This is a genomic window from Streptomyces sp. NPDC046862, assembly GCF_040704615.1.
GTDB lineage: Bacteria > Actinomycetota > Actinomycetes > Streptomycetales > Streptomycetaceae > Streptomyces.
The window spans coordinates 36,672-61,826 of record NZ_JBEYXP010000025.1 but is presented as its reverse complement, the minus strand read 5'-3'; the positions used below and the strand labels follow the sequence as shown (position 1 = coordinate 61,826).

Annotated in this window: 21 protein-coding genes; 15 read left to right on the top strand and 6 right to left on the bottom strand. The window is 71.9% G+C overall.

What is annotated here, in order from left to right:
- Positions 1 to 64 precede the first annotated feature (64 nt).
- From AB0959_RS26670 to AB0959_RS26635, 8 genes are all read left to right on the top strand, one after another.
- Positions 65 to 1,507 carry an ABC transporter substrate-binding protein gene (locus tag AB0959_RS26670; protein WP_366829088.1) on the top strand — a complete coding sequence of 481 codons (1,443 nt, stop codon included), beginning with the start codon at positions 65 to 67 and terminating at the stop codon, positions 1,505 to 1,507.
- A gap of 9 nt (positions 1,508 to 1,516) precedes the next feature.
- A complete protein-coding gene (locus AB0959_RS26665) occupies positions 1,517 to 2,872 on the top strand; it encodes a sugar ABC transporter permease (protein ID WP_366829087.1) in 1,356 nt (451 codons plus the stop codon).
- Positions 2,873 to 2,904: 32 nt separating this feature from the next.
- Positions 2,905 to 3,795, top strand: a complete 891-nt coding sequence (locus tag AB0959_RS26660) for a carbohydrate ABC transporter permease (RefSeq protein WP_366829188.1) — start codon at positions 2,905 to 2,907, stop codon at positions 3,793 to 3,795.
- Between the two features lie 200 nt (positions 3,796 to 3,995).
- Positions 3,996 to 6,338 (top strand): bifunctional glycosyltransferase family 2 protein/CDP-glycerol:glycerophosphate glycerophosphotransferase, encoded by a 2,343-nt coding sequence (locus AB0959_RS26655; RefSeq protein ID WP_366829086.1) that lies wholly within the window; start codon positions 3,996 to 3,998, stop codon positions 6,336 to 6,338.
- Positions 6,339 to 6,387: 49 nt separating this feature from the next.
- Positions 6,388 to 8,592, top strand: coding sequence for a CDP-glycerol glycerophosphotransferase family protein (locus AB0959_RS26650; RefSeq protein ID WP_366829085.1), 2,205 nt, complete (start codon positions 6,388 to 6,390; stop codon positions 8,590 to 8,592).
- Between the two features lie 13 nt (positions 8,593 to 8,605).
- Positions 8,606 to 10,789, top strand: coding sequence for a bifunctional glycosyltransferase family 2 protein/CDP-glycerol:glycerophosphate glycerophosphotransferase (locus AB0959_RS26645; RefSeq protein ID WP_366829084.1), 2,184 nt, complete (start codon positions 8,606 to 8,608; stop codon positions 10,787 to 10,789).
- A complete protein-coding gene (locus tag AB0959_RS26640) occupies positions 10,786 to 12,066 on the top strand; it encodes a hypothetical protein (protein ID WP_366829083.1) in 1,281 nt (426 codons plus the stop codon). The genes AB0959_RS26645 and AB0959_RS26640 overlap by 4 nt, the downstream gene beginning before the upstream one ends.
- Before the next feature lie 56 nt (positions 12,067 to 12,122).
- Positions 12,123 to 13,718, top strand: coding sequence for a hypothetical protein (locus tag AB0959_RS26635; RefSeq protein ID WP_366829082.1), 1,596 nt, complete (start codon positions 12,123 to 12,125; stop codon positions 13,716 to 13,718).
- A gap of 188 nt (positions 13,719 to 13,906) precedes the next feature.
- Here AB0959_RS26635 and AB0959_RS26630 read toward each other — a convergent pair whose 3' ends face one another.
- Entirely contained in the window at positions 13,907 to 14,320 is a 414-nt protein-coding gene (locus tag AB0959_RS26630; RefSeq protein ID WP_366829081.1) for an organic hydroperoxide resistance protein, read from the bottom strand.
- 121 nt (positions 14,321 to 14,441) lie between these two features.
- On the opposite strand from AB0959_RS26630, the gene AB0959_RS26625 reads away from it, so the two are divergent.
- The 4 genes from AB0959_RS26625 (at position 14,442) to galE (ending at position 19,050) form a co-directional block, all read left to right on the top strand.
- Positions 14,442 to 14,984, top strand: a complete 543-nt coding sequence (locus AB0959_RS26625) for a MarR family transcriptional regulator (RefSeq protein WP_366829080.1) — start codon at positions 14,442 to 14,444, stop codon at positions 14,982 to 14,984.
- Between the two features lie 93 nt (positions 14,985 to 15,077).
- Positions 15,078 to 16,529 (top strand): glycosyltransferase 87 family protein, encoded by a 1,452-nt coding sequence (locus tag AB0959_RS26620; RefSeq protein ID WP_366829079.1) that lies wholly within the window; start codon positions 15,078 to 15,080, stop codon positions 16,527 to 16,529.
- A complete protein-coding gene (locus tag AB0959_RS26615; protein ID WP_366829078.1) occupies positions 16,415 to 18,010 on the top strand; it encodes a glycosyltransferase family 2 protein in 1,596 nt (531 codons plus the stop codon). The genes AB0959_RS26620 and AB0959_RS26615 overlap by 115 nt, the downstream gene beginning before the upstream one ends.
- Before the next feature lie 56 nt (positions 18,011 to 18,066).
- On the top strand, positions 18,067 to 19,050 hold the full coding sequence (galE, locus tag AB0959_RS26610) for a UDP-glucose 4-epimerase GalE (RefSeq protein ID WP_366829076.1): 984 nt from the start codon (positions 18,067 to 18,069) through the stop codon (positions 19,048 to 19,050).
- Between the two features lie 51 nt (positions 19,051 to 19,101).
- Here the strand turns inward: galE and AB0959_RS26605 are convergent, their stop codons facing one another.
- Positions 19,102 to 20,247 (bottom strand): DUF6596 domain-containing protein, encoded by a 1,146-nt coding sequence (locus AB0959_RS26605; RefSeq protein ID WP_366829187.1) that lies wholly within the window; start codon positions 20,245 to 20,247, stop codon positions 19,102 to 19,104.
- On the bottom strand, positions 20,247 to 20,660 hold the full coding sequence (locus tag AB0959_RS26600; protein ID WP_366829075.1) for a YciI family protein: 414 nt from the start codon (positions 20,658 to 20,660) through the stop codon (positions 20,247 to 20,249). Before AB0959_RS26600 ends, AB0959_RS26605 begins: the two co-directional genes overlap by 1 nt.
- Positions 20,661 to 20,899: 239 nt before the next feature.
- On the opposite strand from AB0959_RS26600, the gene AB0959_RS26595 reads away from it, so the two are divergent.
- Positions 20,900 to 22,648 (top strand): SpoIIE family protein phosphatase, encoded by a 1,749-nt coding sequence (locus AB0959_RS26595; RefSeq protein WP_366829074.1) that lies wholly within the window; start codon positions 20,900 to 20,902, stop codon positions 22,646 to 22,648.
- Positions 22,649 to 22,740: 92 nt separating this feature from the next.
- On the opposite strand, the gene AB0959_RS26590 is transcribed toward AB0959_RS26595, so the two are convergent.
- From AB0959_RS26590 to AB0959_RS26580, 3 genes are all read right to left on the bottom strand, one after another.
- Positions 22,741 to 22,878: a hypothetical protein gene (locus AB0959_RS26590; protein ID WP_366829073.1), complete on the bottom strand. Its 138-nt coding sequence runs from the start codon at positions 22,876 to 22,878 to the stop codon at positions 22,741 to 22,743.
- A complete protein-coding gene (locus AB0959_RS26585) occupies positions 22,875 to 23,144 on the bottom strand; it encodes a hypothetical protein (RefSeq protein ID WP_366829072.1) in 270 nt (89 codons plus the stop codon). Before AB0959_RS26585 ends, AB0959_RS26590 begins: the two co-directional genes overlap by 4 nt.
- Before the next feature lie 61 nt (positions 23,145 to 23,205).
- Positions 23,206 to 23,697 (bottom strand): ATP-binding protein, encoded by a 492-nt coding sequence (locus AB0959_RS26580; RefSeq protein ID WP_366829071.1) that lies wholly within the window; start codon positions 23,695 to 23,697, stop codon positions 23,206 to 23,208.
- Between the two features lie 275 nt (positions 23,698 to 23,972).
- Between AB0959_RS26580 and AB0959_RS26575 the strand changes: the two genes are divergently transcribed.
- On the top strand, positions 23,973 to 24,845 hold the full coding sequence (locus AB0959_RS26575) for a helix-turn-helix transcriptional regulator (RefSeq protein ID WP_366829070.1): 873 nt from the start codon (positions 23,973 to 23,975) through the stop codon (positions 24,843 to 24,845).
- A gap of 11 nt (positions 24,846 to 24,856) precedes the next feature.
- Positions 24,857 to 25,057 (top strand): DUF397 domain-containing protein, encoded by a 201-nt coding sequence (locus AB0959_RS26570; RefSeq protein WP_366829069.1) that lies wholly within the window; start codon positions 24,857 to 24,859, stop codon positions 25,055 to 25,057.
- Positions 25,058 to 25,155 lie beyond the last annotated feature (98 nt).

The window sequence follows — 25,155 nt, the reverse complement described above, 5'->3', positions numbered from 1 at the left end:
GGCGTAGACCAGTGCCACGGGACAGCGCTCGGACGTTCGATGATGAACGAAGAACGGGGCAGTGATGCGCAGCACTCTTCGGACAGGTAAGTCGCTCAAGCACACGCCACCACTCAGGAAAGCCAGAAAACCCGGAAACCCCGCAAAGCCCGGAGCCGCCAAGGCAGTTGCCGCTCTCGCCGCGGGCGTCCTCGCCCTCTCCCTCACCGCGTGCGGCGGTGACGACGACTCAGGCTCCAAGGACAACGGCAGCAAGGACAACGACGGCGGCAGCAAGGTCACCGTTCAACTGCCCAAGCTGAAAGGCGAGAAGCTGGAGGTCGCGGCCGTCTGGACCGGCCCGGAGCAGGAGAACTTCACCAAGGTCCTGGACGAGTTCGAGAAGCGCACGGGAGCGACGGTCACCTTCGTGCCGACGGGCAACAACACCTCCACGTTCCTCGGTACCAAGATCGAGGGCGGCAAGCCGCCGGACGTCGCGTTCCTGCCCCAGGTCGGCGTGCTGCACCAGTTCGCCGACAAGGGCTGGGTCAAACCGCTGGGCAGCGCGGCCCAGGAGCAGTTGAAGAAGAACTTCTCCAAGGGCTGGGTGGACCTCGGGGCGTACAAGGGCAAGCAGTACGGGGCCTATGTGAAGGCCGCCAACAAGTCGCTGGTCTGGTACAACACCAAGTCGTTCGAGGCGGCGGGGATCACCCAACCGCCCAAGACCTGGGACGAGTTCGTGCAGACCGCGCAGACCCTGTCCGACGCGGGCTCCCCCGCGGTCTCCATCGGCGGCGCGGACGGCTGGACGCTCACGGACTGGTTCGAGAACGTCTATCTCTCGCAGGCGGGCCCGGAGAAGTACGACCAGTTGGCCGCGCACAAGATCAAGTGGACGGATCCCTCGGTCAAGGAGGCCCTGACCACGCTGGGCGAGCTGTGGGGCAAGGACGAACTGCTCGCGGGCGGCCGCAAGGGCGCGCTGGGCACGGAGTTCCCGAAGTCGGTCATCAAGACGTTCTCCGGTGACACCCCGGCCGGAATGGTCTTCGAGGGTGACTTCGTGACCGCGAACATCAACGCCGACACCAAGGCGAAGGTGGGCACGGACGCCAAGGTGTTCCCGTTCCCGGCGGTCGGCGCCGACTCCCCGGTGGTCAGCGGCGGCGACGCGGCGGTGGCCCTCACGGACAGCAAGGGCGCGCAGGCCCTGCTGACGTTCCTGGCGTCGACGGACGCGGCGGAGATCTGGGCCGCGCAGGGCGGAGTCATCTCCCCCAACAAGGAGATGGACCAGGGGGCGTACAAGGACGCCGTCACCCGTGACATCGCCAAGGCGCTGCTCGCGGCGGGCGACGACTTCCGCTTCGACATGTCCGACCAGGCCCCGGCGGCGTTCGGCGGCACCCAGGGTGTCGGCGAGTGGAAGGACCTGCAGGACTTCCTGCGGAACCCCAAGGACGTGGCGGGCGCCCAGCGCAAGCTGGAGTCGGACGCCGCCAAGGCGTACGGGAACGGCTGACGGCCCGGCATGGCGGAAGCCGTTGCGAAGCCGACGGGGGGCGCCGGTGCACTGCCGACGCCCCCCGTCGCACCGCGCAAGAGCGTGATGGGCACCCGGCTGTGGGTGGCGGTGCTGTTCCTGCTGCCCGCGCTGGTGCTGCTCGGCGCGCTCGTGGTCTACCCGATCGGGTACTCGGTCTGGCGGAGCCTGTTCGACGCGGACGGCTCGGGCTTCGTCGGACTCGACAACTACGTCGACATCTTCTCCGACGACGCCAACCTGAAAGCCCTGCGGAACACGGCGATCTGGGTGGCCGTCGCCCCGGCGATCGTCACCGCGCTCGGCCTCATCTTCGCCGTCCTCACCGAACGGGTGCGCTGGGGAACGGCGTTCAAGCTGGTCGTCTTCATGCCGATGGCGATCTCGATGCTCGCCGCGGGCATCATCTTCCGGCTGGTGTACGAGGCGGACCCGGACCAGGGCGTGGCGAACGCGGTGGTCACGTCGGTGCACGACGCGTTCGCCGACTCGTCGGTGTATCCGAACGCCCGGCCCAACGCGCAGGTCAGCGATCTGAAGCCGTCCGGCGGCGGCTCGTTCACCTCGACGGATCCGGTCAGGGCGGGAACCCCGGCCCTGCTCCCCCTGGTCGGCATCGCGCCCAACAAGCTGCCCGGTACTCCGGAAGGCGCCAAGGCGGCCACGGGCGACGGCGTCACCGGCACCGTCTGGCTGGACTTCAAGCTGGGCGGCGGCGGGGAGAAGGGCGCCATCGACCCGGGCGAGAAGGCGCTGAAGGGCGTCAAGGTCGAGGCGGTGAAGGACGGCAAGGTAGTCGCCTCCGCGACCAGCGGCGCCGACGGCACGTTCTCGCTGCCCGACAAGGCGGACGGAGCCCAACTCCGCCTCCCCGGCTCGAACTTCGCGGCGCCGTACAGCGGCATCGACTGGCTCGGCCCGACCCTCGTGACGCCGGCCATCATGGGCGCGTACGTGTGGATGTGGGCGGGCTTCGCGATGGTGCTGATCGCGGCGGGGCTCGCCGGAGTGGACCGCAACCTGCTGGAGGCGGCCCGCGTGGACGGCGCCAACGAGTGGCAGGTGTTCCGCAGGGTCACCGTGCCGCTGCTGGCACCGGTCCTGGTCGTCGTCCTCGTCACGCTGATGATCAACGTGATGAAGATCTTCGACCTCGTCTACATCATCGCGCCGCAGCCCAGCCAGGACGACGCGACCGTCCTCGCGCTGCAGCTGTATCTCGTGTCGTTCGGCGGCGGGGGCAACGAGGGTCTCGGCAGCGCGCTCGGTGTCGTCCTGCTGCTGCTCGTCCTGCCGGTGATGTGGGTCAACATCCGGCGCCTGCGGAAGGAGCGTCAGCGGTGACCGCTCTCGACACACCCACGTCCGGCCCGCCGGTGCCGGGAACTCCGGCGCCCGGCACGACCGTTCGGGCCAGGCCGTCGCTCGCCGCCCGGGTGGCGAGCGGTGCGGCGGGCGGCGCGCTGCGCGTCTTCCTGCTGCTGGTGGCCCTGTTCTGGCTGGTGCCGACCCTCGGCCTGCTGGTCTCCTCGTTCCGCGAGCCGACCGACATCGCCGACTCGGGCTGGTGGAAGGTCTTCTCGGCGCCCGCCCAGCTGACGGCGAAGAGCTACAAGTCGCTGCTGGAGAACGACGACATCACCAACTCCCTGTTCAACACGATTCTGATCACGGTCCCGGCGACGCTCCTGGTCATCCTCGTCGGCGCGATGGCCGGGTACGCGTTCGCGTGGATGGACTTCAAGGGCCGCGACTGGTGGTTCATGGTCGTGGTGGGGCTGCTGGTGGTGCCGGTGCAGGTGGCCCTGATCCCGTTGTCCGGTCTCTTCCGGGACCTCGGGATCTTCGGCGACATCATCGGCGTCATCCTGTTCCACGTCGGCTTCGGACTGCCGTTCGCCATCTTCCTGTTGCGCAACTTCTTCGCGGAGATCCCCCGGGAGTTGCTGGAGGCTGCGCGGCTGGACGGCGCCGGGGAGGCCCGGCTGTTCCTGACCGTCGTGCTGCCGCTGGGCGCGCCGGCGATCGCTTCGCTGGGGATCTTCCAGTTCCTGTGGGTGTGGAACGACATGCTGGTCGCCCTGGTGTTCTCCGACTCGGGTTCGCAGCCGCTGACGGTCGCCCTGCAGCAGCAGGTGCGGCAGTTCGGCAGCAACATCGAGATCCTCGCTCCGGGCGCCTTCATCTCCATGGTGATCCCGCTGGCCGTGTTCTTCGCGTTCCAGCGGCAGTTCGTGTCCGGGGTGATGGCGGGTGCGGTGAAGTAGGCGGGCCCGTAGGGCAGTTGCGTCTGCCTGTAGGGCAGTTACGTCACTCGATCGGAGGGGGCGGGCCGATTCCGGCGCGCCCCCTCCCCCTGTTCACCTCAGTTGACCCCGCTTCCCCCGTATGGCACGTCCGGCGTAACCCGATCGCCGTCCGGCGCGTTTCCGGGCAGTATGCCCGCGCCGACCCATGGATGTCCCCTGTGCCCAGGTTCAGTGTCATCGTCCCCGCTTACGAGGTTCAGGCGTACCTGCACGAGTGCCTGGATTCCGTGCTGTCCCAGTCCTTCACCGATCTCGAACTGATCGTCGTCGACGACTGCTCCCCGGACGCGTGCGGCGCGATCGCCGACGAGTTCGCGGCCCGCGACCCGCGCGTACGGCCCGTCCACCTGCCCGACAACGCGGGCCTCGGACTCGCCCGCAACGCCGGGCTGCGCCTCGCCACCGGCGACTACGTCGTCTTCCTGGACGGCGACGACACCCTCACCCCGGGTGCCCTGCGGGCGATCTCCGACCGCGCCAAGGAGACCGACGGCCCCGACGTCCTCGTCTACGACTACGCGCGCGCCTTCTGGTCCGGCGAGATCCGCCGCAACGAGCACGCCCTCGAACTCACCGAGGAGGGCCCGGCACCCTTCCGCCTCGACGAGCGGCCGGGGCTGCTGTCGGTCATGAAGGTGGCGTGGAACAAGGCGTACCGGCGTGAGTTCCTCGACCGTGAGGGCTTCGCCTTCCCGCCCGGCTACTACGAGGACACGCCCTGGACGTACCCGGTGCTGATGGCCGCCGAGTCGATCGCCACCCTCGACCGGGTCTGCGTCCACTACCGCCAGCGCCGTCTGGGCGGCATCACGCGCACGGCGAGCCGCCGCCACTTCGACGTCTTCGAGCAGTACGACCGGCTGTTCGCGTATCTCGACTCCCGTCCCGCGCTGGCCCACTGGCGCCCGGTGCTGTTCCGCCGCATGGTCGACCACCTCGCGGCCGTGTACGCCCGGCGCGGCCGGCTGCCGCTCGGCACCCGCGCCGAGTTCCTGCGCCGGGCCCGCGCCCACTACGTCCGGTACCGGGCGCCCGGCGCCCCGGCCCGCAGTCGTCTGCGGCACGGGCTGGTCCGGCTGGGCAGCCACCGCGCGTACCGGGTGCTGTCGGTCGGCGTGCGGGTGCTGCGGCGCTCGGGCCGGTTGGGCTCCCTGCTGGCCCACGGGGGGTGGCGGGCGGCGCTCCGCGTCCACTACCGCGTCCAGCGGCTGCTCCCCCTGCGCGAGGACCGCGCGCTGTTCGCCTCCCACGGGGGGCGCGGCTACGGGTGCAACCCGGCCGCGCTGGAGGACGCGTTCCGCTCGTTGGTCCCCCGGATGCGCACCGCGTGGGTGGCCCGTCCCGAGCACCACCACACGCTGCCGACGGCCACCCGCCGGGTGACGCCCGGCTCGCTCGCCTACTTCACGGCGCTGGCCCGCTCCAGGTACCTGGTCGCCAACACCGACTTCGACTCCCGGCTGGTCCGGCGCAAGGGCCAGGTGCTGGTGCAGACGCGGGCGGGCACCCCGCTCAAGCAGATGGGCCTCGACCTGAAGGACCGACCGGCCGCCGCCGGGGGCACGGACTTCGCCCGGCAGCTGCGCGGCGCCGACCAGTGGGACTACGTGCTGTCGGGCAACCGCCACTCCACGCTGGTCTGGAACCGGGTCTTCCCGGCCGGGTACGAGACGCTGGAGTACGGCCAGCCGCGCAACGACGTGTTCCAGCGCGCCACGTCGGTGGAGGTGGACCGGCTGCGCGCCTCGCTCGGCATCCCCGAGGGCGCGGTCGCGATCCTGTACGCGCCCACGCACCGCGACTACAAGTGCGGGCCCTGCCTGACCCTCGACCTGGAGCGCGTGCTGCGCCGGCTCGGCCCCCGCTTCGTGCTGCTGGCCCGCGCCCACCACGCCGACGGCACCCCGCTGGTCGAGTCCCCCGGCGGCCGGATCGTCGACGTGACCGGCCACCCGAACGTCGAGCACCTGTGCCTGGCCTCGGACGTGCTGGTCACCGACTACTCGTCCCTGATGTTCGACTACGCGAACCTGGACCGGCCGATCGTGATCCACGCGGACGACTGGGAGGCGTACGAGGCGGCCCGCGGCACCTACTTCGACCTGCGTTCCTTCCCGCCGGGCGCGGTCGCCCGCAGCGAGGACGAACTGATCGACATCTTCACCTCCGGCCACTGGCGCGGCTCGCGCTCCACCCAGCTGCGGGCCGCGTTCCGGGAGCGCTTCTGCCCGTACGACGACGGGCTGGCCGCCGAGCGGGTCGTACGGCGTGTGGTGCTGGGCGAGAGAGGCGGTCTGCCGCCGTTCGTACCCCTGGCCGAGCGCCACCCGGTGCCGTCGGCCGCGGCACGCCGGGCGCGCTCCCTGGGCGACCCCTCGCCGTCGTCGCCCTCGGCGCCGTCGCTCACGCCGTCGTCCCTCACGCAGCCGTCCCTCGCGCCGTCCCTGCTCGCCGCGGTGCCGTCGCCCTGCGGCGGGCTCCGCGTCCCCGACACCCTCTGACGTCTTCCGACTCCGACGTCTTCCGAGTTCCGAGCCGAAGGCAGCCCGCATGCCCCGCTTCAGCGTCATCGTCCCCACGCACGGCGTGGAGGGGCGGCTGTCCCTGGCTCTGGACTCGGTCCTCTCCCAGTCCTTCGGCGCCTTCGAGCTGATCCCGGTCCGCGACACCCCCGACGCCCCGGCGGCCACGGTCATCGCCGCGTACGCCGAGCGGGACACCCGTGTCGCCCCGGTCGACTCGCCGCCGTCGGCCGGGCTGAGCGGGGCGCGGAACGCGGGGACGGCGGCGGCCACCGGCAGGTACCTGCTGTTCCTCGACGGTGACGACACACTGGCGCCGGGCGCGCTGGCGGCCCTGCACGCCCGGCTGCTGTCGTCCGGGGAGCCCGACGTCCTGTCCTTCGACCACGAGCGCGTGCCCTGGTGGGAGGGCGAGCCGACCACGCTCCGGCTGAAGGGGGCGCGGGCACCGGCGTGGAGCGCGGCCTACCGGCGGGCGTTCGTCACCGAGCACCAACTCGCCTTCCCCTGCGGTCACTTCACGGATGTGGGCTGGAGCGGGCTGGTCACGCTCACCGCCGAGAGGACGGCCGAGCTGCGTTCGGTGTGCGTACGACACCTCGTGCGGCGGCAGGGCAGCCGGCTCGACGCGCCGGGTGAGCACCAGTTGGACCTGCTCGACCAGGTGGAGCTGGTGCTGTCGCGGGCGTGTGCCGAGCACGGGCTGTCCGAGGCGCTGTTCGAGCAGCTCTTCGCCGCCGTGCTGCGGACGGCGGCCCGCCCCGGGCTGCTGCCCGCCGAGCGCCGCCGTGCCTTCTTCGGCCGGGCGGCCCGGCTCCACCGCCGCTACCGCCCGGCCAGGTTCCGTCCCCCGGCGGGCAGCCTCGGGGTGCAGCACCGGCTGCTCGCGGCGGGCGCGTACACGGCGTTCCACACCCTGCGCGCCGCCCACCGGACCACCGCGAAGGCGGTACGGGCGGTCCCGCGCCCCCGGCTGCCGCGCGCCCGTGCGCTGTACGCCGCGCACCGGCGCCGCCCGCTCGACGAGAACCTCGCGGTGTACCGCGCGGACCGGGGCCGCGGCTACGCCGGCGATCCGGCCGCGATCCACGCCATGGCCCGCCGACTCGCCCCGTACCTCCGGTCGGTGTTCCTGGTGGAGCCCGAGGCGGTGGACGCCCTGCCGGAGGGCGTCGAGTACGCCGTCATCGGCAGCCCACGCGCGTGGGAGGTGCTCGCCCGCGCCACGTACCTGGTGGACGACACCGACTTCGCGGACGCGGACTTCGAGGACACGGGCTTCGAGGACACGGGCTTCGAGGACACGGCCGTCAAACGCCCCGGGAGCGTGCACCTGCGGATCCAGCCGGGCACCCCGCTGACGACGACGGGCGTCGACCTGGCCATGTACCCGATGGCGGCCGCCACGGCCGGCGGCTTCGACAGGCTCCTGCACCGCGTGGACCGCTGGGACTTCGGCCTCTCCTCCAACCGGCACTCCACGGAGGTGTGGGAACGGGCCTTCCCGGGCGCGTACGAGACGCTCGAGTACGGCTGTCCGCGCAACGACGTGTACTGCACGGCGACGGCCGACGACGTGGCCCGCGTCCGGCGGGAGCTGGGCGTCCCGGAGGGCAGGGTCGCGCTGCTGTACGCGCCGCTCGACGCGCGGCTCGACCTGGAGGCGTTCTGCGAGGCGGCCGGCGAGCAGTACGTCGTCCTGCTGTACGCCGACCACGTCGACGACCGGGGCGGGCGCGCGAGCAGCGTCGGCGGCGGCCGGATCATCGACGTCACGCACCACCGCTCGGCCGAGGACGTCTGTCTCGCGGCCGACGCGCTGGTCACGGACCACGCGTCGATCATGTTCGACTACGCCAACCTCGACCGGCCGATCGTCGTGTACGCGGACGACTGGGAGGTCTGCCGGGAGACGCGCGGCGTGTACGTCGACCTCATGGAGGCACCGCCCGGCCCGGTGGCGCGGACGCCCGACGAACTGGCACGTCTCTTCCGTGACGGTTCCTACTCGGACGCGGGGTCCGCCGCGCTGCGGGCCACGTTCCGGGAGCGGTTCTGCCAGTTCGACGACGGGCGGGCCGCGGAGCGGGTGGTGCGCCGGGTGCTGCTCGGCGAACCGCCCGAGTCGATCCCTGCCGTGATCCCGATCGACCGGCGCGTCCCCGCCCCCACCCCGTCCGCCCGGACACCCTCACCCGCCTCACCCGCGTCATCGGTCTCGTCGGCCTCGTAAGGAGCTCACGGCAGTGCCCCGCTTCAGTGTCATCGTCCCCGTCCACGCCGTGCGGGGCTTCCTGCGCGAGTGCCTCGACTCGGTGCTGCGGCAGTCGTACACCGATCTGGAGCTGATCACGGTCGACGACTGCTCACCGGACGGCAGCGGGGAGATCCTCGACGCGTACGCCGCCCGCGACCCGCGCGTGAAGGTGCTGCACCTGCCTCAGAACGTGGGGCCCGGCCGAGCGCGCAACGCCGGGATGCGGCACGCCGCCGGGGACTTCCTGCTGTTCCTCGACAGCCACGACACGCTCACCCCGGGCGCCCTGGGCGCGGTGGCCGACCGGCTGGAGGAGACGGGTGACCCGGACGTGCTGGTCCTCGACCACGCGCGCGCCTGCCGGAGCGGCACCTTCACGGCCGCCGAGTACCCGGAGGTCATGGAGCTGCCGAGGGTGGTGTGGAACAAGGCGTACCGGCGGGAGTTCGTCGAGCGCCAGGGCTTCGCCTTCCCGCCGGGGTACTACGAGGACACGCCCTGGACGTTCCCGGTGCTGCTCACCGCCGGTTCGATCGCCACGCTGGACCGGATCTGCGTCGCGTACCGGCAGCGGCGGCACGGCAACACCCTGTCGGACATCCTGCCGTCGGACATCCTGCCGGACGCCCTGTCGACCGCCGGCCGTGGGCACTTCGACCTGCTCGACCAGTACGAGCGGATCTTCACCTTCCTCGACTCCCGCCCCCGGCTGGTGGGCTGGCGGCGGTACCTGCACCACACGATGGGCGAGCACTGTCTGGAGGTCCTCGCAGGGCCGGACCGGCTGCCGCCCGAGGACAGGGCGGAGTTCTTCCGGCGCTCGGCGGGGCTGTTCCGGAAGTACCGGACCGTGGGTCCCGTGCCCGCCGAACTCCAGGTTCTGCACAGGAGTTGGGCCCGCTACCGGGCGGGGCGACGGGCGGACCGCGTACGTCGAGCGGTCCGCGAGCGCGAACGGGCGGTGCGCGCGGCGGCCGTGGACCGGGTCGGGGCCGGGGTGTCCTTCGTGCACGCGCACCGGCCGCTGGACGCGAACCTGGCGGTGTACTCGGCGTTCTCGCACCAGGGGGTCCTCGGCGATCCGGCCGCCGTCCACCGGGCCGCCCGTGATCTCGCCCCGCACCTCCGCGGGGTGTGGGTGGTCCGCCCCGAGCGCGTGCCGTCGCTGCCTCCGGGCATCGAGTACGTCCTGCCGGACTCGCCGGAGCACCGACGGGTGACCGCGCGGGCCACGTACTTCGTCAACAACGTCAACTGGCCCGACGAGCAGGTCAAACGCCCGGGCAGTGTCCACATCCACACCCACCGGGGCACCCCGCTCAAGTACTCGGGCGTCGATCTGCTGGGCAGGCCCGGCGCCCGGTACGGCCTTGACGTGCCGCGGATGCTGCGCGCCGCGGACCGCTGGGACCACAGCCTGGTCGCCAACCGCCACTCCGAGCTGGTCTGGAGCCGCGCCTACCCGTGCCACTTCACCTCGCTGCGGTCCGGCAGCCCGCGCAACGACGTCCTCGTGAACGCCGGGCCGCACAGCGGCGCCGAGACCCGCGCCCGGCTGGGCATCCCCGACGGCCACACGGTGGTGCTGTACGCACCGACGCGCCGCGACTACCGGCTGGGCGGGCACGTGGAGCGTGTCGACCTCGCCCGGTTCGCCGCGGACCTGGGTGAGGGCCACACCCTCGTCGTCCGGCTGCACCCGTCGCTCGCGGACGGCCCTGCGCGCGGGCTCGGTCTGGCCGAGCTGCACCGGCGGGGCGTCGTCGTGGACGCGACGGACGAGCCGTACGTAGAGGACGTGATGCTCGCCTCCGACGTGCTGGTCACGGACTACTCGGCCCTGATGTTCGACTACGCCCACCTGGACCGGCCGATCGTGGTGCACGCCGACGACTGGGACGCGTTCACGGCGAGCCGGGGCGCGTACCTCGACATCACGGCCGACGCGCCCGGTCCCGTGCCGCGCTCCTACCGCGAGCTGGCGTCGCTGTTCGCGTCCGGAGCGTGGCGGGACGCGGAGTCGGCGCGGCTGCGCGCGGGGTTCCGGGCGCGGTTCTGCGAGTTCGACGACGGGCGGGCGGCCGAACGGGTCGTACGGACGCTGCTGCTGGGCGAGGCGGAGGTGCCCGCGCCGCGTGCGGCGCCCGCCGCGGACCTCCTGGCGCTGTCGTGAGACCGCGCACCTGGGTGCTGGTCCTGGGCGCGGTCTTCGCCCTCCTTCAGCTCGCCAACGTCACCGGCCGGGACACGCCCGACAGCAGGAACTACGTGTCGTACGCGCTCGGCCTGCGCGGTGACGGCAAGCGCGAGGCCGCGGGCGCCACCATCGACTGGGTGTGCGCGGGCAAGAGCTCCATGGCGCGGCGCAAGCAGAGCGTGGACGTGGGGCTCTTCCTCGCCCCGGACACGTCCGCGCGGGTCGCCGAGGCATGCCGGGACAAGCTGTGGCGGGAGGTGGACGGGCGGCTGCGGGCCGGGCAGACGGGCGGATACACCGCGCCGTTCTCGTCCCCGCGGTTCATGCGGATCTTCGAGGCGCGGCCCGGCTATCCCGCGCTGCTGGTGCCGTTCGTCACGGTGTTCGGGGTGACGTGGGGCGTGTGGCTGGCGGGCGTGCTCGTGGCGGTGGCCGGTGGGGTCCTGGCGTTCCTGGTGCTGCGGACGCTGGGCGCGCCTCCGGTGGTCGCGCTCACCGGGCAGGTCCTCTTCTACGTCCTGCCGTGCGGCGCGACCGCGATGCGCCCGATGACGGAGGGGTTGTTGCTGGACCTGACGCTGGCCGCGCTGTGGGGGTGCGCGCTGGCCGTCGAGGGGAGGGGACGGGAGGGTGCCGCCCTCGTCGGGGGTGCGCTGGGGCTGCTGTTCGCGGTGAAGCACTCGCAGGCGCTGTTCCTCGCGGTGTGCCTCGTGGGGGTGTGCGCGGTGACCGCCGTACGGCGCAGAGGGCGGCGGTCAGAGCTCGACCGGCCTCTGCTGCTGGTCGGGGCCGTGGCGGGCGGCGGAGCCCTGGTGACCGTGGTGGTGGCGTGGCTGCTGCGCTTCCCTTCGACCGCCGACAGTGTCCAGGATCTGCTCACCTGTCACTTCCGCCGCCCGGACCGGGCCCGGCCGTGGCCGGAGTTCTGGCAGCTGGAGGCCAACTTCTGGGCGGAGTGGCTGCGCCGGCAGTTCTGGGAGCCGCTGTTCCTGACGGGGCTGGTGGCGGGGGCGTGGGGTGCGGTACGGCAGCGGCCGGCGTTCGCGGGGTTCCTGTTCGCGGCGGCGGGCACCGGGTTCCTCACCCATGCGGCGCATCCCGACATCAACATCTGGGGCGGCCGGCTGATCGTGCTGGCGTGGCTGCTGCCGGTGATCGGGCTGCCGCTGCTGCTGGAGCGGTTGACGGGCGCGGCGGCGGCCGCTGTCGCGGTGCCGGGTCCGTCGAGGCGGGACACGTCTGTCGCCCAGTGAGGTGACGGTGGGCCAAGCCGTCAACGCCCCACAGGGATAACGGGAATAGACGGCAAATGTCCCAAACGGCACAACCCGGGCAGCCTGGCGGCACCTGGGCCGTACGGCGTCTCACGCGCGGCGCCACGGCGCTCCGCGGCGGCCACACCTGGCGCACCTGGCGCCCCGGCCCGTACGCCGTCCTCGGCGGCCTGTTCTGGCTGGTGATGACGCTGGCGTACTGGCGGATCCCGCTGTGCTGCGACGCCGGCCAGCACGCGGCGGTCGTCGAGCGCCTCAAGGCCCATCTGCTCCACCCCGCCCACCCGATGGCGGACCTGCCGGGCGCGGGCAGCCCGTACTACTCGCCGTACGCCGTCGTGCAGGGCGGCCTCGCGCGGCTGACCGGGCTGTCGGGCTGGGAGGTGGTCAGGCTCGCCGGTCCGGTGAACCTGGCGGTGCTGCTGACGGGGATCGGCCGCTTCGTGCGGACACTGACGCCGCGCCCGTGGGCGCCGGTCCTCGCCGTGCTGTTCATGACGCTGCTCTGGGGCACCGAGCGGGTGCTGTGGAGCGGCTACCTCGGGCTGATGTCGATGACGACGAACCTCGGCTATCCGTCGGCGTTCGCCATCGGGCTGACGTTGTGGGCGTGGGCGCTGACGGGCACGCGCGCGCGGGGGCCGCTGGTGCGGGGGCCGCGCGGGTGGTGGGGGTACGCCGGGCTCGGCGCCCTGTACGGCCTGATCGTGCTCGTCCATCCGATCACCGCGGTCGCGTCGACGACCGGGGCCGTCGCGATCGTGGCGGCACGGCAGCGCCGGTGGCGAGGGCCGGTCGCCGGCCGGTGGGCCCTCACGGGGGCGGTCGCTGTCGCGGTCGCCGTGGTGTGGCCGTACAACGACGTGCTGGCGCTGCCGGGAAACCCGGCCGTGGACGCCGTCCACCGCCGCCTCTACGAGCGGATGGGCGCCCACCTCTGGCTGGCGCTGCTCGGGGTGCCCGCGCTGTGGGCACGGGCCCGGCGCGCGGCGGGCGGGCACTGGTGGCGGGCGTGGCGGGACCCGCTGGCGCTGATGTTCGCGCTGGACTGCCTGGTGCTGGCGTACGGCTGGGCGAGCGGCCACTACACGTACGGCAGGATCCTGGGGCTCACGGCGGTGGCCCCGCAGTTCGCGCTGGCGGTGGAGCTGGCGGCGCCCCGGCCGTGGGGGTGGGCGCGGCGGGTGCTGGGGGCGGCCGCCGCCGTGGGGGCGTGTGTGGGGTTCGTCGTGCAGGCCGGGGCCGTGGTGCCGCGCTCGCTGGACCCCGTGGGGTTCGCGCAGCCGCCGCGCTGGCCGGGGTACGGGTGGGCGGCCCGCCACATCGGCCCCGGCGAGGTCGTGATCACCGACGGGTACGAATCCGGGCACGCCATCGCCGGGTACGGGCCGAACCTCGCCGCGCCCATCTGGCCCGACCCCGCCCTGGACGAGCGAAAGCGGGCGCGCCGGCTCGCCGACGTCCGCGCCTACCTCGACCCGGCGTCCACGCGCGCCGCACGTACCGTGATCGCCCGCCGGTACGGCGTGCGCTGGCTGCTGCTCACACGGTGGCGGAGGGTGCCGGAGGAGGCGGTGGTGGTGGACTGGAGCCAGCGGACCGGGGAGGTGCTGGCGAGGCTCGGCCCTTGAGCGCCTCCGTTGCCTTCGTACGCGCGGGTCTCGCGTGAACCTCTGACATCGCATGGGCATCGCGTGGACCTCGGACGGCGCATGGGCCGCGCACGGGCCGAGCCCCGCGTACGGCTCGGTGGCGCGTACGGGGGGCTCGGCGTGCGGGGAGGTGTCCGGGCAGGGAGGTGTCCGGGCGGGACGCGGCCCTACTCGACGACGAGCTCGACCGGGACGTTGCCGCGGGTGGCGTTGGAGTAGGGGCAGACCTGGTGGGCCTGCTCGACCAGCTTGCGGCCGGTCGCCTCATCCACGGAGTCCGGCAGCTCCACGCGCAGCGTCACCTTCAGGGCGAAGCCCTCGCCCTGCTTGCCTATGCCGACCTCGGCGGTCACCGCGGCGTCGCTGACGTCGACCTTCGCCTGGCGGCCGACGAGGCCCAGGGCGCTGCCGAAGCAGGCGGCGTATCCGGCGGCGAAGAGCTGTTCCGGGTTCGTGCCCTGGCCGTTGCCGCCCATCTCCACGGGCAGGCCCAGCGCGAGGTCGATCTTGCCGTCGGAGGAGACGGCACGGCCCTCGCGGCCGTGGGTGGCGGTGGCGACAGCGGTGTAGAGCGCGTCCATGGGAAACCATCCCTCTCGAAGTTCACGTTGGGCGGCCCGGTCCGGCCGCCCGCACGCCACGATTAGAGCACACAATTAAATTGCACACAACTAAATGACGCACCGGAGGTATCCTGGCCCCATGACCCCGACCCCATCCACCGACTCGACCCCAGCCGTCCACTCGACCTCAGCCATCCCGGCGGACACCCTCGACGGCGCCCTCGACGGAGACCTCCTGCGCCTCGACCGGCAGATCTGCTTCTCGCTGCACGCGGCCTCGCGCGCCTTCAACGGCGTCTACCGGGTGCTCCTGAAGGACCTCGGCCTCACCTACCCGCAGTACCTGGTGATGCTGGTGCTGTGGGAGCAGGGCGAGCTGCCCGTGAAGAAGCTGGGCGAACACCTGCGCCTGGACTCCGGCACGCTGTCACCGCTACTGAAGCGACTGGAGGCGGCCGGACTGGTGCGGCGCGAGCGCAGCACCCGCGACGAGCGGTCGGTGGAGGTGCGGCTGACCGAGGAGGGCCGGGCGCTGCGCGAGCGGGCCCTGGAGGTGCCGCGCCGGATCGCGGCCGCGACGGGTTTCGACCTCGGCGAACTGCGCGAGCTGCGCACCCGCCTGGACCGCCTGACGACCGCGCTGGACGAGGCGGAGCTGGAGGGGGCGCCGGGCTGCGGCTAGAAGCGGGGGTCGCCAGAGCAGCACACCAAGCAGCGCAACAGTGGCGGCGTATCGCCGTGAATGTGGCATTTGCGCGGATTACCATCCGAGCTGATGAGATGTCGAATCCAGCCCCGAATCCAGCCCCGAACCCGTCTCCCCCTGCTCACCCTCGCCGTCGCCTGGCCGGCCACCCGCGCCCTGATGCTGTGGCTGCTCGCCCACAACCACCTGCCCGCGCTCGGTGGCGGCGGTGTCGCGCGTGAGGTGTACCGGCTGTACGCCGGCTGGCACGACATCCTCTCCGGTGGCGCGTACCCCCAGGGCGACCCGCTCTGGCAGTACCCACCGGGAGCCGGGCCCCTGCTGCTGGCGCCCGGACTGCTGCCGGGCCTGACGTACTTCCAGGCCTTCGTGGTCCTCACCCTCGCCGCCGACGCCGTCGTCACGGCCGCCCTGGCGCACGCGGGGACCCGCCCCGAGGGGCGCAGCCCGACCGGGGCCGCGCTGTGGACGGCCGCCCTGCCGGTCCTGCTGTGTCTGCCGCTCGTACGGTACGACGTGCTGGTCACGGCGTTCGCCGTCATCGCCCTGTTGACGTTTTCGCGCTCCAAGCGCGCGTGCGGGGCGTTCGCCGCGATGGGCGCCGTGGTGAAGGTATGGCCCGCGCTGACCCTGATCGGTACGCCGAGGGGCCGTACGACGAAGGAGGCGTGGACGGCCGGCGTGGTCACCGCGGCGGTGCTGCTGGGGGCGCTCGCGGTGCTGTTCAGGGCGCCGTTCGACTTCCTGCGCCAGCAGGGCGCCCGGGGCGTGCAGATCGAGTCGCTCGGCGGCACGGCCCTCGCGTTCGCGCGCCGCGCGGGATGGGACGGGACCGTGCGCTACCGGTACGGCGCGATGGAGTTCACGGGGCCGTACGTGCCGGAGGTCGCGGCCCTCTCGCTCGCCCTCACCGTCGCCGCCCTCGGCGCCCTGCTGCTGTGGCGGACGCGAGCCCACCGCTGGTCGCCCGCGACGCCGTACGACGCCGCGCTGAGCGCCGTACTGCTCTTCACGGTCACCAGCCGGGTGATCAGCCCCCAGTACATGGTGTGGCTGCTGGGCCTGGCCGCCGTGTGCCTGACCTCGCGGCACACCACGCAGCGCCCGGTGGCCGTGCTGCTCGTGGCGGCGACGGCGGTCAGCGCGGTGGCGTATCCCGTGCTCTACCGGGAGGTCGTCGACAGCACCTGGACGGGCTGCCTGCTGATGCTCGTGCGCAACGGGCTCCTGACGGCCGCGGCGGCCCTGTCCTTCGTACGGCTGTGGCGGGCAACGACCGAACGGCCTCGAATCCGACAACTCCGAACGGAACCCGGCCCCCATTCCTGCCATCTTCCACACGGGAGGCTAAGTGCCTCTAAACGGGAAACTAATATCAATACCTACTATTCCGACTCGTGGGAGCCATGCATCCTCACCACTCGCAGGTCAGCGTCGTCGTCATCGGATACGACGACGCTGCCCATGTGGCGGACGCGGTCCGCTCGGCGCTCGCGCAGGGCCCCGCCGTCCGAGAGGTGATCGCGGTCGACGACTGCTCGTCGGACGGCAGCGCGGAGCTGCTGGAGCGGATGGCGGCCGGCGAACCGCGCCTGCGGGTGATCCGCCGCCAGGTCAACAGCGGCGGCTGCGGCACCCCGCGCAACGACGGCATCGAGGCCGCGGCGGCGCCGTACGTGATGTTCCTGGACAGCGACGACGTGCTGCCGCCCGGTGCGGTGGACGTGTTACTCGGCGCGGCGGTCGAGCACGGCGCACAGGTCACGGCGGGCCTGTGCGTGCGCCGGGAGCTGCCGTCCGGGCGCGAGACACCGTGGCAGCCCGAGCTGTACACGAAGCCGGCCGTGATCACCCACCCGTCCCGGCTCACCCGCCTCGTCCACGACACGCTGTGCGTCAACAAGCTCTACCGCACCGACTTCCTGCGTGAGCACGGGATCCGCTTCCCCGACGGGCGCTTCGCGTACGAGGACTTCGTGTTCAGCGCGCGCGTGCTGGCCGCCGCCCCGCGCATGGCCCTCGTCCCGGACACGGTCTACGTCTGGCACGTGCGGCGCTCCGCGACCCGGCTGTCCATCTCCCTCGACCGCGCGGGCATCGACAACTGGCGGGCACGCACCGACGCCCACCGACTGTCGTACGACATCCTCCTGGGCGCCGGCGAGAAGCAGCTGGCACGGGCCGCGCGGGCGAGGTTCCTGGAACACTCGCTGCGGATGTACGCGCGCGAGCTCGACCAGCGCGGGGACGGGTACCAGCGCGAGTGGTGGACCCTCACCCGCGCGTACCTGGAGACCTTCGACGCGGCCGACTTCGCGCTGGCGCCCGCGCCGGGGCGTGTGGTGGCGCGCGTGATACTGACCTCCGCCGAGCCGCGCGACGTGTCCCGCCTCAAGGAGCTCGCGGCCCGACCGGCCCGGCTGACACCGCCGTACGCGCGCGCGGCCGACGGCACCCCGGTGTGGTCCGCGGACCTGCCCGAGGTGCGGCTGGAGCACCTCCTCGAACGCCCCGTGCACCTGCTGCCCGCGACGGTCGACGCCGAACTGCGCCCCCGCGCGCGCCACACCCTGCTCCGGCTGCGCCTGCACGAGCTGTACGGGCGGATGGATCAGGCGGGACCCCACACGGTGGACGTGGAGTTCACCCACCGGGACACCGGCCGGGTGGGACTCGTCCGCACGGCCTCCCTCACGGCCGAGCCGGAGTTCGACAGCTGGCAGGCCGACGTGCCGGTCGACCTCGGCGAGCTGGGCTCGGGCACCTGGGACCTGCGGCTGCGGCTGTGCTTCCATGACGGCACCGCCCGGGAGACCACGCCCCGCGCACTCCGGGGGCCCGGGCTGCTGCGGCGCACCGCCGTGCCGAGCGCGCGCCACGGGCTCCTCCTCGTGCAGCCGTACGCGACCCACGCGGGGGCGCTCGCGGTGCGGATCGCGCCCGGTTGGCGCGGATTGGCGGATGTGGTGAGCAGGCGCGTCAAACGTCTGCTTCACAAGTGATCGCCTGCTTCACTGGTGCGCGACCTGTAGGCGAACTCATGAAGGGACGGCAGTCCATGACCTGGCTGATCACCGGCGGCGCCGGCTACATCGGGGCACACGTCGTCCGCGCGATGCGCGAGGCGGGCGAACGGGCGGTGGTCTACGACGACCTGTCGACGGGGATCGCCGAGCGCGTACCCGAGGGTGTGCCGCTGGTCGTGGGCTCCACGCTGGACGGCGAGCTGCTGTCGCGCACCCTGGCCCGGCACGCCGTCTCCGGCGTGGTCCACCTGGCGGCGAAGAAGCAGGTCGGCGAGTCGGTCGAACAGCCGCTGCACTACTACCAGGAGAACGTGGAGGGACTGCGGGTCCTGCTCTCCGCCGTCACCGACGCGAAGGTCCCGTCCTTCGTCTTCTCCTCCTCGGCCGCGGTGTACGGCATGCCGGACGTGAACCTGGTGACCGAGGACACGCCCTGCGTACCGATGAGCCCCTACGGCGAGACCAAGCTCGCGGGCGAATGGCTGGTACGGGCCACGGGGCGGGCAACCGGCCTGTCCACGGCGTCCCTCCGCTACTTCAACGTGGCGGGCGCGGCCTCGCCCGAACTGGCGGACGTCGGCGTCTTCAACCTCGTCCCGATGGTCTTCGAGAAGCTGACCGAGGGCGCGGCGCCGCGGATCTTCGGGGACGACTACCCGACGCCCGACGGCACGTGCGTGCGGGACTACATCCACGTGGTGGACCTGGCCGAGGCCCACGTGGCGACGGCCCGGCGCCTGCGGGCCGCCCCCGGCACGGACCTGACCCTCAACATCGGGCGCGGTGAAGGCGTTTCGGTCCGCGAGATGATCGACCGCATCACCACGCTCACCGGCCACGGCCTGCCCCCGTCCGTCGCCCCCCGCCGCCCCGGCGACCCCGCCCGCGTGGTCGCCTCCGCGGATCGCATCGCCGGCGAGCTCGACTGGAAGGCCCGGTACGGGGTGGAGGACATGATCTCCTCGGCCTGGGAGGGCTGGCTGCGCAGGCATCCGGAGGCGCAGTCGCCTTCCTGAGCGCCGCCTCAACAGCCGGCGCGCCCCATCAGCAACAGCCGGCGCGACCCGTCAGCGGGGTCCGTGGGCGTTGAGCCGGGCGGCCTGGCGCGTCAGGTGGTCGCGCTCGGCGAGGTTGGGTGCGTTGTGGGCCGCCTCGGCGTACAGCCGTGCCGCCGTCTCCAGGTCACCGTCGCGCTCGTGGAGGTACGCCGCCACCGCGGCGTGGCGGGGCAGTGAGGCGTCCAGCTCCGTGAGCGCCGCCAGGCCGGCGCGCGGTCCGTCGGCCTCCCCGACGGCGACCGCCCGGTTGAGCCGGACGACCGGGCTGTCGGTCAGGACCGTGAGTTCGTCGTACCACTCGACGATCTGCACCCAGTCGGTCTCGGCGGCGCGGGGCGCGTCGGCGTGGAGGGCGGCGATGGCGGCCTGGGCCTGGAACTCGCCCAGCCGGTCGCGGGCGAGGGCCGCCTGCAGGATCCCGACGCCCTCGGCGATCAGGCGCGTGTCCCACCGGCCGCGGTCCTGCTCGGCGAGCGGCACGAGGCTGCCGTCGGACGCGGTCCGGGCGGCACGCCGGGCGTGGTGGAGCAGCATGAGGGCGAGCAGCCCCGCCACCTCGGGGTGGTCGACGACGGCCGCGAGCTGCCGGGTGAGCCGGATGGCCTCGGCGGCGAGGTCGACGTCGCCGGAGTAGCCCTCGTTGAAGACGAGGTAGAGGACGCGCAGCACGGTGGCGACGTCGCCCGGCTGGTCGAACCGTACGCCGGAGACGGTGCGCTTGGCCCGGCTGATGCGCTGGGCCATGGTCGCCTCGGGCACCAGGTAGGCCTGGGCGATCTGGCGGGTGGTGAGCCCGCCGACGGCGCGCAGGGTGAGGGCGACCGCGGACGCCGGTGTGAGCGACGGGTGCGCGCACAGGAAGTAGAGCTGGAGCGTGTCGTCCACCGCGGGGGTGGGCCCGGGCACCGGCTCCTCGTCGACGCGGTCCTCGCGCCGGCGGCGGGCGGCGTCCGAGCGGGCCCCGTCGAGGAACTTGCGCCAGGCCACGGTGACCAGCCAGCCCTTGGCATCCCGCGGCGGGTCGGCCGCCCAGACCCGGAGCGCCTCGACCAGCGCGTCCTGCACGGCGTCCTCGGCCGCCGCGAAGTCGGCTCCGCGGCGGACGAGGACGGTGAGCACGCTCGGCGTGAGGCTCCTCAGCAGGGCCTCGTTCATCAATGGCACTCGGTGATGGTGGGAGCCGCGGTCAGGAACGGCCGCACCTCCAGCCACTCGTGGATCGGCTTGCCGCCGGCCCCCGGCGCGGCCGACAGCTCCCCCGCCAGCTCGACGGCCCGCTCGTAGCTGTCGACGTCGATGATCATCCAGCCGGCGATGAGGTCCTTGGTCTCCGCGAACGGTCCGTCGGTGACCGGAGGGCGTCCCTCACCGTCGTAGCGGACCCATGCTCCCTCGGGGGCGAGCGCCTGACCGTCGACGAACTCGCCGGTCTTCTCCAGCCGGGCCGCGAAGTCGTTCATGTACTGCACGTGGTCCGAGATCTCCTCGGGCGTCCACCGGTCCATCGGCACGTTGTTGACCGCGGCCGGGGCGCCTCGGTAGTGCTTCAGCAGCAGGTACTTGGCCATCGTGGTTCTCCTCGGTGCTCGTGCGACCCATTGTGGTCGCGTTCACCCCGGGGACGGAGCCGGACGCGGGTTCTCGACATCGCCGTCGGACTTTTTTGGCCGCCGGGCACGGACCGTTCGCTCAAGATGCGGCACACCCTCCCCTACCGCACGATGAGAAAGCGGTTTGGCCTGGTCAGCACGCCGATCAGAAGGATCAGAAGGATCAGAAGGATCGGACCGGTCAGAAGGAGGGACGTGTGGACGCCGAACGACCTCCGCCACCGTGGCTCCTCTCCCGCGATCCGGATTTCCCGGCAGGGGTTTCCGGATTACTCGGCGACCTGACCGAGGAGGCGTGCGAGTGCGGGTTCCTGCGCCGGATCATCGAAGGGACGTCGGCTCCCGTCGTGATTCTCGACGAGCGGTTGCGCTATCTCTACGTCAATCCCGCGTGGGCCCGGGTCAGTGGCGTACCCGCCGCCGCGTTCCTGGGCCGGACGCTGGGCGAGGTGCTGCCGGACGTCCACGCCTACCCCGAGGTTCCGCTCCAGGTACTGAAGGACGGGCAGCCCCGGGAAGAGACCGTGGACGGCACCACACGTGCCCCCTCACGCCTGGGCCGCAGGCTGTGGCGTGTGGTCTTTCACCGGCTGGAAGGGCAGGACGGGGTCGTCGGTGTGTGTGGGATCGGCGTGGAGGTCAGCAACCTGCGCCGCTATCTGGACGATCTGGAGAACGCGCATCAGAGGCTCGCGCTTTTGGACACCGCGGCCACCCGGATCGGCACCACACTCGACATCAAAGCCACCTGCACGGAGCTGGCCGACTTCCTCGCCCCCTCCCTCGCGGATGCCGCCCTGGTCGGGATCGTCGACGAGGAGTTCTGCGGCACACCTGCTCCCGGCATGCTGCGGCTGCGCGGCATGGCGCTCTCGGCGCCGCAGGAGGTGAGACGTCAGTTGCGGCTGATGGGCGGACCGGCGGGGTACATCGACATCCCCCGGGGGTCGGTCTCACGCCGCTGCATGGACACCGGGCGGCCGTGGCTGGGCAACCACGCCTCGGACGAGTTGCTCCAGAAGATGCCGGTGGACCTCGAACCGCTCAGGGTCCTCCGCGCGGCCGGCATCCATTCCTTTCTCCTCGTCCCCCTGCCCACGGCCGGACGCTCCGTCGGCCACGTCATCCTGGGGCGGGCGGGCGCGTCGGCGCCCTTCAGCGAGGAGGACGTTCTGACGGCCCAGGGCCTGGCAGGGCGGGCCGCCGTCGCCATCGACAGCGCTCGCAGATACACCCATGAGCACACCATGGCGCTGGAACTGCAGCGTGCGCTGCTGTCCGAACCGGGCAGCCCGGACCCCGGCGTCGAAGTGGCCACCCGTTACCTCCCCTCCGGGACCAGCGTGCTGGTCGGCGGGGACTGGTACGACTCCATCGCCCTGCCCGGCGGCCGCACCCTGCTGGTCATGGGCGACGTGATGGGCCACGGCTTCCAGGCGGCCGTCGCCATGAGTCAGTACCGCTCCCTGCTCCGCACCGTGGCGGCCTCCGGTATGCCCGTCGACAGGATCCTCGGCGAGGTCGATCAGCGCGTCACGCACATCGGCCTCGACCGCGTCGCCACCTGTCTTCTCGTACTCATGGACCCACAGTCAGGCACCTGCACGGCGGCCGGCGCCGGACACCTGCCGCCCGTCGTCATCCGGCCCGGAGGACCTCCCGAGGTGCTGTGGCTTCCCGCCGGTCCGCCCCTCGGCACCGAGCTGGGAGACTACGCGTCGATCACCGTACGGATGGAGCCGGGCACGGTGCTGCTGCTCTACACCGACGGCCTGGTGGAACGGCGCGGCATGGACATCGACGTCTCGCTGCAGGCGCTGACGGATCTGAGCCTGTCGACGGACGACCCGCTGGAGGACATGCTCGACACCCTCCTGGCCGGCCTCGGAAGCAGCGCGAACGAGGACGACATCGCGGTCCTCGCCGCCCGCCAACGGGTGGACTGACAGCCCTGCTCGGTCTCAGTGTCGTACGACGCGGCATCGGCCGCTGTAGCCGTTCTCGTCACGTCGGCTCCTTCGCCGGGGTCCTGTCCCAGCTAGGCGAGCACCACCAACTCGCGCGCGACCTCCTCCGCCGCTTCGCGCCCCTCGCTGGGAAGATCACCAACAACCCAGTCCGGTTCCGCTCCGTACTCCCATGCCCACTCCGGGTCCGGCGGCTCCTGATCGTTCAAGCCTCGATCTCCCGCTCCGCCTCTCGCAGAATCCGGTTGACCTCCGCCATGGCGGCGCGGAACGCGAACTCGGCCACCGTGTCGTCCTGGGAGACCCGCTCGGCCTCGTGCAGACGGGCCGCCCGGGCCCGATCCCGCTCGATCGCCACGAAGACGCCCCAGCGCCGTAGGAACAGCTGCAGGGGAGCCGTACTCCCGGTCTGACTGGCCTGGTCGAACGCCCGCCCCGCCTCCAGGTCGAACTGCGGCAGGTTCACCAGACTCACCCGCTTCACAGCTTCCCTCAACGCGTCCCGCGTCAAGGGCGGCATCGGGATTCTCGGCCCCTCAGGGTGCACCGGCTGTACGCCATCCCTCGCTACCTCCGCACTCCGCCGGGGCTCGGCGCGGGCCGGACGGACACACACTCCCTTCCGGCGGCCCCGCTCCCAGCTCGAACCACACGCCCTTCCCGCCATCCCGTCCCAACGCGAGGCCGACACCTTGCTCGGGCTCGATCCCCCAGCGGCCGTCCGTGAGGGCGTCGATGATCCAGAGGCCACGGCCGGACTCGCTGTCGTAGCCCTCCCGCAGGACGGGCAGCACGTCGTCTTCGTCGTAGACCGTCACGCGGACAGCCTCACCCTCCGCTGTCAGCAGTAAAACGGCGCCCGCCCCCTTCGCGTGAACGCAGGAGTTGGTGACCAGTTCGGAGGTGCAGAGGGTGGCGTCGTCGACGAGGGTGCCCAGCCCCAGGGCACTCAGGACGGAGGTGACGAAGTCGCGGGCGATGCGGGGAGTGGTGTCCAGGGGTGGGCATCGGAGGGTGTATTCGGGCATGGCTGATCAACTCCGCTACGGAGAGGGACAGATGACGAGAGAGAAGGGAACGGGCCGGTCGGTGTCATTGCCCGGGCAGTCGGCTTCGCCCAGGTGCACTTCCGACTGACGTTGGCGGATACGGGAGTTGAGGCACATCAAGAAAACATGACCGAGAGCGCCATAACCATCACCCAAAGTAGGGTGCAACCTATACCCGGCGCAAGCTATACCCGGAAACTGAAACTCGACGGTGTGAACCGTGCCATGCTTGCGCGGCATACTCGTTGAGCGGGATGACCAGGGAGAAGAGGCGGATGCCGCCAAGGAGCAACCCCACGGCCCGGCAACAGCGCCTGGGTGCCGAACTGCGCAAGATGCGTGAGCGCGCGGGGATCAGCGCCCGAGCGGCAGCCGAGTTCCTGGGATCGAGCCCCATGCACCAGAGCCATGTGGAGACCGGCCGCGGCGGGATCAGCGAGGATCGCATTCGTCGCTTGGCGACGCATTGCGCGTGCGAGGACATGGCGTACGTCGACGCCCTGGTGAGCATGGCGAACGAACGAGGCAAGGGGTGGTGGGAGGAGTACCGGGACATCGTCGCTCCGCAAGGGCTGGACCTCGCGGAGTGCGAGCATCACGCCACCGGCATCCGCACCTTCCAAGTCGCCCACATCCCAGGCTTACTGCAGAGCGAGGACCACATGCGGGCGATGTTCAGCTACACCTCGCCGGCCATGCCGAAGCGAGACCTGGACGCGTTTGTCGCCTTCCGCCTGCAACGGCAGCAGGTCCTCACCGGTTCGCCCGGAACGCCGTACGAAGCCATCATCCACGAGGCGGCTCTCCGCATCCGGGTGGGTGGCCGCGACACGGCTCAGGCCCAGCTGCGACAGATCCTCGAACGGTCGGAGCTGGCCAACGTCACCGTGCATGTGCTGCCCTTCGACGCCGAGGACTTCGCCGGGACCGGGTATTCGATGCTCTATTTGCACGGCCCTGTCCCCCAACTCGACACCGCACAGATCGATACGGCACATCGCGGCGAACTCTTCGACGCCGAGTCCCGTCTGAGGCAGTATCAACAGCGCTACGAGCGGGTTGCCGCAGCGGCTCTCCCACCCGCGGAGTCCAGAGATCTCATCAACCGCGTCGCCCGCGAACTGTGAAAGGAGCTGACATGCGCGGCCGCCTCCACTGGCAGAAGTCGTCCTTCTCGGGCACCGATTCGGGCGACGACTGCGTCGAACTCGCCACTCTGCCCTCCACCCCCACCTCCATACACCTCCGCGAGAGTGACCAACCCGCCGCTCACCTGACCACCAGCCCCGCCCCCCTCCGCGCTCTCCTCACCGCGCTCAAAGCCAGGCGCCTTGACTGACCCCCAGCGCGCCCTTGCCCGGATTCGAAGGACGCGTTCTCCGTGCTGCTGAACTGGTGGATCTCGCATGGCGGTTGATCGGTCGTCAGGTTTGCTGA